This is a genomic window from Blastococcus sp. CT_GayMR16, from assembly GCF_004570875.1.
Classification (GTDB): domain Bacteria; phylum Actinomycetota; class Actinomycetes; order Mycobacteriales; family Geodermatophilaceae; genus Blastococcus_B.
The window spans coordinates 1-12,135 of the sequence record NZ_SPQK01000019.1; the positions used below are offsets into that span (position 1 = coordinate 1).

11 protein-coding genes and 1 rRNA gene are annotated in these 12,135 nt (G+C 72.4%); 1 reads left to right on the top strand and 11 read right to left on the bottom strand.

Annotation, left to right across the window (positions count from 1 at the left end; genetic code table 11):
- From E4P38_RS17685 to argC, 11 genes are all read right to left on the bottom strand, one after another.
- Nucleotides 1-62 (bottom strand): 16S ribosomal RNA (locus tag E4P38_RS17685); the annotation flags it as partial.
- Between the two features lie 373 nt (nt 63-435).
- Nucleotides 436-1,728, bottom strand: coding sequence for a tyrosine--tRNA ligase (tyrS, locus tag E4P38_RS17690; protein WP_135133277.1), 1,293 nt, complete (start codon nt 1,726-1,728; stop codon nt 436-438).
- The gene (locus E4P38_RS17695; protein WP_209309174.1) at nt 1,725-2,399 is read right to left on the bottom strand and encodes a DNA-3-methyladenine glycosylase; all 675 of its coding nucleotides are present in this window, start codon (nt 2,397-2,399) and stop codon (nt 1,725-1,727) included. Before E4P38_RS17695 ends, tyrS begins: the two co-directional genes overlap by 4 nt.
- Entirely contained in the window at nt 2,396-3,832 is a 1,437-nt protein-coding gene (argH, locus tag E4P38_RS17700) for an argininosuccinate lyase (protein ID WP_135133278.1), read from the bottom strand. The genes E4P38_RS17695 and argH overlap by 4 nt, the downstream gene beginning before the upstream one ends.
- Nucleotides 3,829-5,034, bottom strand: coding sequence for an argininosuccinate synthase (locus E4P38_RS17705; RefSeq protein ID WP_209309175.1), 1,206 nt, complete (start codon nt 5,032-5,034; stop codon nt 3,829-3,831). The genes argH and E4P38_RS17705 overlap by 4 nt, the downstream gene beginning before the upstream one ends.
- A complete protein-coding gene (locus E4P38_RS17710) occupies nt 5,028-5,579 on the bottom strand; it encodes an arginine repressor (protein WP_135133280.1) in 552 nt (183 codons plus the stop codon). Before E4P38_RS17710 ends, E4P38_RS17705 begins: the two co-directional genes overlap by 7 nt.
- Nucleotides 5,576-6,520: an ornithine carbamoyltransferase gene (argF, locus tag E4P38_RS17715; protein ID WP_135133281.1), complete on the bottom strand. Its 945-nt coding sequence runs from the start codon at nt 6,518-6,520 to the stop codon at nt 5,576-5,578. The genes E4P38_RS17710 and argF overlap by 4 nt, the downstream gene beginning before the upstream one ends.
- 76 nt (nt 6,521-6,596) lie before the next feature.
- Nucleotides 6,597-7,802: an acetylornithine transaminase gene (locus tag E4P38_RS17720; RefSeq protein WP_135133282.1), complete on the bottom strand. Its 1,206-nt coding sequence runs from the start codon at nt 7,800-7,802 to the stop codon at nt 6,597-6,599.
- A complete protein-coding gene (gene argB / locus E4P38_RS17725; RefSeq protein WP_135133283.1) occupies nt 7,799-8,803 on the bottom strand; it encodes an acetylglutamate kinase in 1,005 nt (334 codons plus the stop codon). The genes E4P38_RS17720 and argB overlap by 4 nt, the downstream gene beginning before the upstream one ends.
- A gap of 20 nt (nt 8,804-8,823) precedes the next feature.
- Nucleotides 8,824-9,975 carry a bifunctional glutamate N-acetyltransferase/amino-acid acetyltransferase ArgJ gene (gene argJ / locus E4P38_RS17730; protein ID WP_135133284.1) on the bottom strand — a complete coding sequence of 384 codons (1,152 nt, stop codon included), beginning with the start codon at nt 9,973-9,975 and terminating at the stop codon, nt 8,824-8,826.
- 55 nt (nt 9,976-10,030) lie between these two features.
- Nucleotides 10,031-11,071 (bottom strand): N-acetyl-gamma-glutamyl-phosphate reductase, encoded by a 1,041-nt coding sequence (gene argC / locus E4P38_RS17735; RefSeq protein ID WP_245161113.1) that lies wholly within the window; start codon nt 11,069-11,071, stop codon nt 10,031-10,033.
- A gap of 75 nt (nt 11,072-11,146) precedes the next feature.
- On the opposite strand from argC, the gene E4P38_RS17740 reads away from it, so the two are divergent.
- Nucleotides 11,147-12,028 (top strand): diacylglycerol kinase family protein, encoded by an 882-nt coding sequence (locus tag E4P38_RS17740; RefSeq protein ID WP_209309169.1) that lies wholly within the window; start codon nt 11,147-11,149, stop codon nt 12,026-12,028.
- Nucleotides 12,029-12,135: the final 107 nt, after the last annotated feature.

Sequence of the window (12,135 nt, forward strand, 5' to 3'; positions counted from 1 at the left end):
ACTTGCATGTGTTAAGCACGCCGCCAGCGTTCGTCCTGAGCCAGGATCAAACTCTCCGTAGATGATTTGATCGCAGCTGAGAACCGAGAGCTAGCACTCTCGATATCAATCAACCAAAGGAATCCCAGCCCCCACCACAAGTAGCGGGAGCACGGGGTATTACTTGGCACTGACTTTCGGCACGCTGTTGAGTTCTCAAAGAGCGGACGCGCACGAACCCCGGCCTTCCGGCCTTCGTTCGAGGCGGCTTCTCGTGTACGTCGCACACCGGCTCGCCCCCGCAGGAACGACCCGCTGGCCCCAGACGGGGTCTCGCGCGGCGCAGAGAGAAAGTTACGTCCGTCGGGGGGCCGGTGTCAAACCGGTGGGCAGGTGACCCGGGACACGCACCCGGCACCCGTACGACACCCGCCGGAAACGTCCCCCGCGGGCCGGTCAGGAGGCCGGGACCGGCGTCCGCCGGACCCCGGCGACGACCCGCTTCCCCCGGCGCAGCACCAGCCAGCCGCCGGCCAGCCAGGCCTCCTCGCCCGGTACGGCGTCGGCGTCGGTCACGCGCTCGTTGTTGAGGTACGCCCCGCCCTCCTTCACCGTGCGGCGGGCCTCCGACAGGCTGGCCACCAGACCGGTCAGCTGCATCAGCTGGGCGATCGTCGGCACCTCGCCGTCCACCGTGACGCTGCCCGCCTCCTGGAGCGCGGCCCCTAAGGTTTCTGCCCCCAATGTCCCCAGGTCGTCGCGGCCGAACAGCGCCCGGCCCGCCGCCTCCGCCTGCTCGAGCTGCTCGGGCCCGTGGACCAGCACGGTGATCTCCTCGGCGAGCGCCCGCTGGGCCGTCCGCGCCGCGGGCCGCTCGATGCTCTCCTCGATCAGCGCCTCGATCTCGTCGGCCGGCCGCTCCGAGAACAGGGGCAGCCACGTCCTGGCGTCGGCGTCGTCGGCGTTGAGCCAGAACTGGAAGAAGGCGTACGGCGACGTCAGCGACGGGTCCAGCCAGACGCTCCCGCCCTCCGTCTTGCCCATCTTGGTGCCGTCGGACTTGGTCACCAGCGGGGTCGACAGCGCGTGCACCGCGGCGCCCTCGACCCGGCGCACGAGATCGATGCCCGCGGTCAGGTTGCCCCACTGGTCGGAGCCCCCGGTCTGCAGCGTCACGCCCTGCCGCCGGAAGAGTTCGAGGAAGTCGTTGGCCTGCAGGATCTGGTAGCTGAACTCGGTGTAGCTGATGCCGGCCTCGGAGTTCAGGCGCGCGGACACCGCCTCCTTGGCCAGCATCTTGCTGACCCGGAAGTGCTTGCCCAGATCGCGCAGGAAGTCGATGGCACTGAGCGAGGCGGTCCAGTCCAGGTTGTCGACGTAGATCGGGCCCTTCAGCCCGTCCCGCTCGGCCGGCAGCTCCAGGAAGGGGGCGACCTGCTCGCGGATGCGCTGCACCCAGGTCGCTACCGTCGCCGGGTCGTTGAGCTGCCGTTCCGCGGTCGGGCGTGGGTCACCGATCAGCCCGGTGGCGCCTCCGACCAGCACCACCGGCTGGTGGCCGGCGCGCTGCAGCGCCCGCAGCACCATGAACTGCAGCAGGCTCCCGACGTGCAGGCTGGGCGCCGTCGGGTCGAAACCGCAGTAGTAGGCGACCGGTCCCTCGGCGAGGGAGGCGCGCAGCGCCTCCTCATCGGTGCTCTGGGCGATGAGGCCGCGGCGGTGCAGGTCGTCGATCACGTCTTCGGTCACGGGATGCCATCCTGCCCGGCGGTCCGCCGCCGAGGCTTGCCACCCGCCCGGAACACGCTCACCGACGGCGCATGGGGCTCCCAGAACCGCCACGGCAGGTCCGTTGCGAGGCTGATGCCGACACGAGGCCCGGCGGCGACGGACGTGGGAGGCGCCCCCCGATGGAGCCGCACGCTGCTCCCCGGGTCGAGCAGGTCCGCACCGCGGTCGTCCGGTCCGATCCCCAGTGCCTGCGTCAACCGGGCGGGACCCCGCGCGAGATCGCGCGGCACCCGCGCGGCGGGGCGGCGGGAGTGCGCCAGCTCGTCCCCCACCACCACCTCGCCGGCGCGCAGCAGCACCGCCGCGCCACGTCCCTCGGGGCCGACGACGACGTTGGCGCACCAGTGCATGCCGTAGCTGAAGTACACGTACAGGCGCCCGGGCGGGCCGAACATGATCTCCGCCCTCGGGGTCGGGCCGCGATGGGCGTGCGAGGCCGGATCGACCCCCTCGCCCGAGTAGGCCTCCACCTCGGTCAGCCGGAGCGCCACCCGCCCCTCCGGGCGGTCGGTCACGACCCAGCAGCCCAGGAGGGTGGGCGCCACGACGTCGACCGGCCCGAGCAGGTCCTCCTCGGTAAGGAGCGGACCCGGCTCGAGCCGGTCGTCGTCGGGCTGCGGGGAGCTCAGAGTGCAGCCGCCACCGGTGAGAACGTCGCCCAGTCGCTGTGGACGACGGCCAGCGCCTTGAGCGACGACAGCTGCTCGGCCACCCGCTCCGGCGCCGTCCCACCCCGTGCCTTGCGGGCCGCCAGCGCACCGGGCACCGAAAGCACCGAACGGACGTCCGGCGTCAGCCGCTCGTCGATCCCCGCCAGCTGGTCGTCGTCCAGCTGGTCGAGCTCGAGCCCGGCCTCCTCGCAGAACGAGACCATCGCTCCGGAGATCTCGTGCGCCGAGCGGAACGGGACCCCGTTGGACACCAGCCACTCGGCGACGTCGGTGGCGAGGGCGAACCCCTGCGGCGCGGCCGCCTCGAGCACCTCCGGCCGCAGCGTGAGGGTGGCGATCATCCCGGTGACCGCGGGTAGCAGGAGCATCAGCTGCTCCATCGAGTCGAAGACCGGCTCCTTGTCCTCCTGCAGGTCGCGGTCGTAGGCCAGCGGCAGGCCCTTGAGCATGGTGAGCAGACCGGTCAGGTTGCCGACCAACCGGCCGGACTTCCCGCGGGCCAGCTCGGCGATGTCGGGGTTCTTCTTCTGCGGCATGATCGACGACCCGGTGGCCCAGGCGTCGTCGAGTCGCGCCCAGCCGAACTCGGTCGACGTCCAGAGCACGACCTCCTCCCCCAGCCGGGAGAGGTGCACGCCCAGCAGAGCCGCCGCGAAGCAGAACTCGGCCGCGAAGTCGCGGTCGCTGACGGCGTCGATGCTGTTGTCCGCGGCGCGGTCGAAGCCGAGCTCGGCCGCAACCGCGTCGGGATCCAGGCGGAGCGAGGAGCCCGCCAGCGCGCCGGCGCCGAGCGGGCTGACCGCCGTCCGCTTGTCCCAGTCCTGCAGGCGGTCGACATCCCGGGCGATCGAATGGGCGTGCGCGAGCAACTGGTGGGCGATGAGCACCGGCTGGGCGTGCTGCAGGTGCGTCATGCCCGGAGCCGCGACGTCCTGGTACCGCTCAGCGAGACCGAGCAGCGCGAACTCCAGCGACGACAGCTCCGACACCAGCGCGCGAACGTGGTGCCGCAGGTAGAGGCGCAGGTCGGTGGCCACCTGGTCGTTGCGGCTGCGGCCGGCCCGGAGCTTGCCGCCGAGCGTGCCGAGCTTCTCGGTGAGGCCGCGCTCCAGGGCCTCGTGCACGTCCTCGTCGGCCTCGATCGGCGCGAACGTGCCCGCAGCGACCTCGGCCGACAGCTCGGTGAGCGCACCGACCATCTGCGCGAGCTCGTCGTCGGTGAGCAGGCCGGCGCGATGCAGCACGCGGGCGTGGGCCCGGGACGACGCCAGGTCGAAGGGTGCCAGCCGCCAGTCGACGTCCGTGGACTTGGACAGCGCCGCCATCGCCGGCGAGGGGCCGCCGCCGAAGCGGCCGCCCCACAGCCGGGTCTGCGACGGTGCTTCCGTCATGAACCCAGCCGCTGCTCGCGGGCGGCGGCCAGCTTCGACGGCATGCCCCACAGCTGGACGAAGCCCTTGGCCAGGCCCTGGTCGAAGGTGTCGCCGGTGTCGTAGGTGGCCAGGTTGAAGTCGTAGAGCGAGGCGTCGCTGCGCCGTCCGGTGACGGTGGCCCGGCCGCCCTGCAGCGTCATCCGGATCTCGCCGGTGACGTGCTCCTGCGACTCGGCGATGAAGGCGTCCAGCGACCGCTTGAGCGGGGAGAACCAGAGGCCGTCGTAGACCAGCTCGGCCCAGCGCTGCCCGACCGTCCGCTTGAAGCGGGCGAGGTCGCGCTCGACGGTGACGGCCTCGAGCTCCTGGTGGGCGGTGATCAGCGCGATCGCGCCGGGGGCCTCGTAGACCTCGCGGCTCTTGATGCCGACGAGGCGGTCCTCGACCATGTCCAGCCGGCCGACGCCGTGGGCGCCCGCACGGGCGTTCAGCTGCTCGATCGCCTGGAGCATGGTGACCGGGGTGCCGTCGATCGACGTCGGGACGCCGTTGGTGAAGCCGATGGTGACCTCGTCGGCCTCCTTCGGGACGGTCGGGTCCTGGGTGTACTCGTAGACGTCCTCGATGGGGCCGTTCCAGATGTCCTCGAGGAAGCCGGTCTCGACGGCGCGGCCCCACACGTTCTGGTCGATCGAGTACGGCGACTTCTTGGTCGTCGCGATCGGCAGGCCGCGCTCCTCGGCGAAGACGATCGCCTTGTCGCGGGTCATGCCGGAGTCGCGGACGGGGGCGAGCACCTGCAGCTCCGGGCCGAGGGCGCCGATGCCCACCTCGAACCGCACCTGGTCGTTGCCCTTGCCGGTGCAGCCGTGGGCGACCATCGAGGCGCCGTGGTACTTCGCGGCGGCCACGAGGTGCTTGACGATCAGCGGGCGGCTCAGCGCGGACACCAGCGGGTAGCGGTCCATGTAGAGCGCGTTGGCCTGCAGCGCGGGGAGGCAGAACTCGTCGGCGTACTCGTCGCGCATGTCGGCGACGATCGACTCGACCGCACCGCAGTCGAGGGCACGCTGGCGGATGACCTCCATGTCCTCACCGCCCTGGCCGACGTCGCCGGCGACGGCGATGACCTCGGCGCCGGTCTCCTCGGCGATCCAGCCGATGGCCACGGAGGTGTCCAGCCCACCCGAGTAGGCCAGGACGACGCGTTCGCTCACGATGCACTCTCTTCCATGTCAGTGGTACCGAGGTCGGGCTGCCGCCCGGGGTAGATCGCGGGGGCGCGCTCGGCGAGCGCGCGCAGGCGGTCGGCCAGGGCCGGTCCGCCGTCGGGAGCGCGGGAGACGACGAGAAGAGTGTCGTCCCCGGCGATGGTGCCCAGGACGTCGGGGAGACCCACCTTGTCCAGCGCCGAGGCGAGGAACTGGGCGGCCCCGGGCGGGGTCCGGAGGACGGCGAGGTTGGCGCTGCCCTCCGCGTTGGTGAGCAGGTCGGCCAGCAGGCGGGTGAGCCGGGCGGGCGCGGCCTGCGCGGGTCTGAGCGGGGCGTTCTCCGGCGGCAGCACGTAGCTCGCCGGTGCGCCGTCCGAACCGCGCAGCTTGACCGCACCCAGCTCCTCCAGGTCGCGCGACAGCGTGGCCTGGGTGACCTCGATGCCGGACTCGGCGAGCAGCGCGGCCAGGTTCGTCTGGGAGGTGACCGACCGCGCCTCGATGAGCTCGGCGATCCGCGCCTGCCGGGCGCTGCGAGTGAGGGCTGCCGTCATCGCGACCGCTCGAGCAGCCAGACCAACAGGGCCTTCTGCGCGTGCAGCCGGTTCTCGGCCTCGTCCCAGACGGCGCTCTGCGGTCCGTCGATCACCGCGGCGGCGATCTCCTTGCCGCGGTACGCGGGCAGGCAGTGCAGGACGACGGCGTCGGCCGCCGCCCTGCCGAGCGCGGCCTCGTCGACCGCGTAGGGCAGGAACGGCGCGATCCGGGCGTCGTACTCGTCCTCCTGCCCCATCGACACCCACGTGTCCGTGGCGAGGACGTCGGCGCCCTCGGCCGCGGCGGCCGGATCGGCGGTCCAGAGCACCGAGCCGCCGGTGTCGCTCGCGATCTTGGCGGCCCGCTCGAGGACGGCGGGGTCGGGCTGGAACTGCTCGGGCGACCCGATCCGCACGTGCATGCCGGCCGTGGCCCCACCGAGCAGGTAGGAGTGCGCCATGTTGTTGGCGCCGTCCCCGAGATAGGTCAGCGAGCGCCCGGCGAGCGAGCCCTTGTGCTCGATGACCGTCTGCAGGTCGGCCAGGATCTGGCACGGGTGGTACTCGTCGGTGAGCGCGTTGACGACGGGCACGCGGCTGACCGACGCCATGGCCTCGATCCGGTCCTGGCCGAAGGTGCGCCAGACGATCGCGGCGGCCTGCCGGTCGAGCACCCGGGTGGTGTCCTCCACCGGCTCACCGCGGCCGAGCTGGCTGCTGCCGGCGTCGATGACGAGCGGGTAGCCGCCGAGCTCGGCGACCCCGATGGAGAAGGAGACCCGGGTGCGGGTGGAGGGCTTGTCGAAGAGCACCGCGACCGCGCGCGGCCCGCCCGGTGAGGCCAGCGGCAACGGCGCCTCGGCGGTGTGCCGGGTCGCCTTGATCGAGGCGGCCAGGGCCAGCACCTCGGCCTGCTCGGCGGGGCTGAGGTCGTCGTCCTTGAGGAAGTGCCGGGTCATTGCTGATGCTCCATTCCGGGCTCGTTCCGCTCCTCGGTCGCTGGCGCTCCCTGCGATGCTCGCTCGCTCGTCATGTTCACTGGGCCGTCTCCATTGACGAGTCGAGGGCGGCGGGCAGGGCGGCGACGAAGGCGTCGACCTGGGCGTCGGTGAGCACGAGCGGCGGAGCGAGCCGGAGCACGCCGGGTGCGACGGCGTTGGTGAGGAAGCCCGCCGCGCGCAGTTCTACCTCCAGGGCAGCGGCGACGTCGGCGGTGAGGACGACGCCGAGCAGTGCGCCCCTCCCCCGGACGCCGCTGATGCCCGGATGGCCGAGGCCCTCGATGCCGGCGGTGAACCGGTGCTCGAGCTCCTTGGCCCGCTCGAGCAGGCCCTCGTCGCGGATCGTGTCGAGCACGGCGAGGGCGGCCGCGGCGGCGATCGGGTTGCCGCCGAACGTCGAGCCGTGGGCGCCCGCCGTCATCAGGTCCGCGGCCTCGCCGAACGCGAGAGTCGCACCCATGGGCAGTCCGCCGCCGAGCGCCTTGGCCAGGGTGATCAGGTCCGGCTGGAGGCCGTCGGCCTGGTGCATGAACCAGGACCCCGTGCGGCCGATCCCGGTCTGCACCTCGTCGAGGGCGAACAGCGCGCCGGCGTTCGATGCCGCCGAGGCGGCCGAGGCCAGGTAGCCGGAGGGGGCCGGCAGCACGCCGCCCTCCCCCAGCATCGGCTCGAGCAGCACCATCGCGGTCTGCTCCCCCACCACGGCGCCCAGCGCGTCGGCGTCCCCGAACGGCACGTACTTCACGCCGCCCGGCAGCGGGGCGAAGGCGGCGGCCTTCGACGGCTGCCCGGTGAGCGCGAGCGCCCCCATGGTCCGGCCGTGGAACGCCCCCTCGGCGGTGATCACCTCGGGCCGCCCGGTGAGGCGGCTGATCTTGAACGCCATCTCGTTGGCCTCGGCGCCGGAATTGCAGAAGAACACGCGCCCGGGCCGGCCGGCGAGCTCGAGCAGCCGCTCGGCGAGCAGGACGCCGGGCTCGTGCATCGCGAGGTTGGAGACGTGCCCTAGCTTGTGCGCCTGCAGGGTGATCGCCTCGACGACCTTCGGATGCGCGTGGCCGAGGATCGTCGTGGCGATCCCGCCGAGCAGGTCGGTGTACTCGCGGCTGTCGACGTCCCAGACCCGCGCGCCCTCGCCGCGGGCCAGCGCGACCGGCGGCGTCCTGTAGTTGCTCATCATCACGGCCGACCAGCGGGCCGCCAGCGCTTCGGTGTTCTCCCCACCAACCCGCGTCGTCATGCTGTCGCCTCCCTGCTCTGGTCGGCCGGGACGACCATCGTCCCGGTGCCTTCGGTGGTGAACATCTCGAGGAGCAGGGCGTGCGGCATGCGGCCGTCGACGACGGTGGCGCGCGTCACGCCCCCCTCGACCGCCCGCAGGCAGGCGGCCATCTTCGGGACCATCCCGGCGTCCAGCGCCGGCAGGATCTCGGCGAGCTCGCGGGCGTCGATCTGCTCGACGAGCGAATCACGGTCGGGCCAGTCGGCGTAGAGCCCCTCGACGTCGGTGAGGACGACGAGCTTCACGGCCCCCAGCGCGACGGCCAGCGCCGCGGCGGCGGTGTCGGCGTTGAGATTGTGCAGCTGCCCCGTCACGTCGGGCCCGACGGTGGAGACGACCGGGATGACGCCCGCCTCCAGCAGCGCCGTCACCGGGGTGGAGTCCACCGCGACCACGTCGCCGACGAAGCCGACGTCGACCGCTTCGCCCTCGACGATCGCCTGGGTGCGGGCGGCGGTGAACAGCCCGCCGTCCTCACCGGAGAGACCGACCGCGCGGCCGCCGTGCTCGTTGATCAGGCCGACCACCTCCGGTCCGACCTGGCCGACCAGCACCATCCGGACGACGTCGATGGACTGCTCGGTGGTGACGCGCAGGCCGCCGCGGAACTCGCTGGGGATGCCGAGCCGCGCCAGCATCGAGGAGATCTGCGGGCCGCCGCCGTGGACGACGACGGGGAGGATGCCGCAGGTCCGTAGGAAGACCATGTCCTCGGCGAAGGCCCGCCGGCAGGCGTCGTCGACCATCGCGTGGCCGCCGTACTTGACCACCACGATGTTGCCGTGGAACTCCTTGAGCCACGGCAGGGCGCCGGTGAGGACGGCAACCTTCGTCCGGTCGCCCTCGGGGTCGTCCTTGCGCATGACCCGGCGGGTGCCGACCTTCTTCGGCAGCCGCCGCTGCGGCGCGGGCTCGTCGAGCCGGACGTCGGGCGGCGTGGGGTCCTGATGCTGGCTCATGGGAGCCGGGTCCTGCTCGCTCATGTCGAGTACGCCGAGTTCTCGTGCACGTAGGCGATGGACAGGTCGTTCGTCCAGATCGTCGCCTGCTCCGTGCCCGCCTTCAGGTCGACATCGATGGTGATGTCGCGCCCGGTGAGGTCGACGCCCTCCCGCGGATCGCCGATGGCGCCGCCGCGGCAGACGGTGACCCCGTTGATGGTCACGTCGACCTGGTCGGCCTCGAAGGCGGCGTCGGTGGTGCCGATCGCGGCCAGCACCCGGCCCCAGTTCGGGTCGTTGCCGAACAGCGCCGTCTTGAGCAGGTTGTTGCGCGCGCAGGCCCGGCCGGCGGTCAGGGCGTCCTCGACGCTTGCCGCATTCCGGACGGTGATCGCGATGTCCTTGGTCGACCCCTCGGCGTCGGCAAGCAGCTGCATCGCGAGGTCGGTGGCGGCGGCCGTCAGTGCCTCGGTGAACTCCTCGGCGGTCGGCGTCACGCCGCTCGCGCCGCTGGCCATCACCAGGACCGTGTCGTTGGTCGACAGGCAGCCGTCGGAGTCGACCCGCTCGAAGCTCAGACTGGTCGCCGTCTTCAGTGCCGGGCCGAGCAGGGCGGGGTCGACGACGGCGTCGGTGGTGAGGACGACGAGCATCGTGGCCAGCGCCGGCGCGAGCATCCCCGCACCCTTGGCCATCCCGCCGATCGTCCAGCCGTCCCGGATCTGCACCGTCGTCTTCGGCACCGAGTCGGTGGTCATGATCGCGCGGGCGGCGTCGGGGCCGCCGTCCTCGCTCAGGGCCTTCACCGCGGCGCTGATCCCGGCGGTCAGCTTGACCATGGGCAGGCGGACGCCGATCAGGCCCGTGGACGCCACCGCGACGTCGATCGCGCCGATGCCGAGCTCGTCGGCGGCGTGCTCGGCGGTGGCGTGGGTGTCCTGGAAGCCCTCCGGCCCCGTGCAGGCGTTCGCGCCGCCGGAGTTCAGGACGACCGCGCGGGCCCGCTCGCCGGCGAGCACCTGACGGCTCCACAGCACGGGCGCGGCCGGGAAGCGGTTCGTGGTGAAGACGGCTGCGGCGACGTCGTCCGGACCGTGGTTGAGGACGACAGCGACGTCGAGGTCGCCGGAGGACTTGAGCCCGGCGGCGACGCCCGCGGCGGAGAAGCCCTTCGGGGCGGTGGTGCTCATTGCGGGGTCCGCGCGGAAACGTGGAGCGCCAGCGGAGCGTTTTCGTGGGGTGCGTTCACGGCGCTACTCCTACGAGGGGGAGTCCGGTGGTCTCGGGGAGGCCGAGGGCGAGGTTGACGCACTGCAGCGCCGCTCCCCCGGTGCCCTTGGTCAGGTTGTCGACGGCGGCGACGACGACCAGCCGTCCGGCGTCGGCGTCGACCGCGATCTGCAGTGCCACGGTGTTCGCACCGAGCACCTGCGCCGTGGTGGGCCACTGCCCCTCGGGCAGCAGGTGCACGAACGGCTCGTCGGCGTACGCCTTCGTGTACGCGTCGCGGGCCGCCGCGGCGTCCGTACCCGGGGTCATCCGGGCCGAACACGTGGCGAGGATGCCGCGGCTCATCGGGACGAGCGTCGGGGTGAAGCTGACGCTCACCGGTGCCCCGGCAGCCTGCGCGAGGTTCTGGATCATCTCCGGCGTGTGCCGGTGCACCCCGCCGACGCCGTAGGCGCTCGCCGAGCCCATGACCTCGCTGCCGAGCAGGTGCGGCTTGGCGGACTTCCCCGCGCCGGAGGTGCCGCTCGCGGCGACGACCACGACGTCGGGCTCGATCAGCCCGGCGGCCAGGGCCGGGGCGAGCGCGAGGGTGACCGACGTGGGATAGCAACCGGGGACGGCGACCCTGGTGGCGTTCATCAGCTTCTCCCGCTGGCCGGGCAGCTCGGGCAGGCCGTACGGCCAGGAGCCGGCGTGCTCACCGCCGTACCAGCGGGCCCACGCCGCGGGGTCGTTCAGCCGGTGGTCGGCGCCGCAGTCGACGACGAGGGTCTCGGCCGGGAGCTGCGCGGCGACCGCGGCGGACTCCCCGTGGGGAAGCGCCAGGACGACGACGTCGTAGCCTGCGAGCGACGCGGGATCGCTCGGCTGGACCTCCATGTCGGCGTAGGGCAGCAGGTGGGGCTGCAGCTCACCGAGGCGTCGGCCGGCGCTCGAGTTGGCGTGCACCCCGGCCAGGCGGAGGTTCGGGTGCCCGGCCAGCAGCCGGCACACCTCACCCCCCGCGTACCCGGTGGCGCCGGTGACCCCGACCATCCACGTCTGCCCTGTGCTCACGATGAATGATTATGCACTATGACGCATGACTGCCCAACCGGGTTACCCGGCGGCTGCGTGGGCAGTGGACTGCCCGTGGCTTCGTTCGACCGGTTCGTCATCATCTTCAACCCGCACAGCACCGGCAACGCGGCCGAATCGGCCGAGGAACTGCGGGCCGAGCTGGCGCGACGGCTGCCGGACGTGCCGCTGGAGCTCTCCCCCACCCAGCATGCCGGGCACGCCCGCGACCTGGCCAGGCGAGCCGCCACCGGCGGCCGGCCGCTGATCGTCTCGGTCAGCGGGGACGGCGGCTACAACGAGGTGGTGAACGGCGTCATGGACGCCGCCAACGACGACGCCGTGTGCGCGGTGCGGGCCGCCGGCAACGCCAACGACCACCGCCGCGTGACCCGTGAGCAACCGCTGGCCGACGCGATCGTGGCCGGAGAGGTACGACGGATCGACCTGCTCCGACTGACCATCGGTGCCGGGCCCGGCGCATCGGTCCGGTTCGCCCACTCCTACATCGGGGTGGGGCTGACCCCGGTGGTCGCCGTCGACCTGGAGAAGGGCGGCAAGGGGTCGTGGCGGGAGATCGTGTCGGTGGTGCGCGGGTTCTCCCGCTTCCGGCCGTTCCCCATCCGGCTCGAGGACGGACGCCGGCGCAGCATCGACAGCCTGGTGTTCGCCAACATCGCCGAGATGGCCAAGTACGCGAAGCTCAGCGAGTCCGGCGGCCCGGACGACGGCCGGTTCGAGGTGATCACGCAGCGGCAGACCGGAAAGCTGCGGGTGCTGGCGACGGTGATCAGGGCGGCGACCCGCGGGCTCGGCCCGCAGTCCAGCGCCACCCACTACGCGTTCACTCCGCTCGCACCCATGCCGCTGCAGCTGGACGGCGAGCTCGTCGAGCTCGAGGCGAACACGCAGGTCGCGGTAGACATCGCACCGCTGGCCCTCGCCACGATCTTCTGACCGGGCTCTCCGGTCGAGCGTTGGGGAGGGCTCCGATCAGCCGTCCTCCAGGACGCGCCGGGCGAGCACCATGGCAACCACGCGGTTGTCCTCGTTGCCCGCGCGGA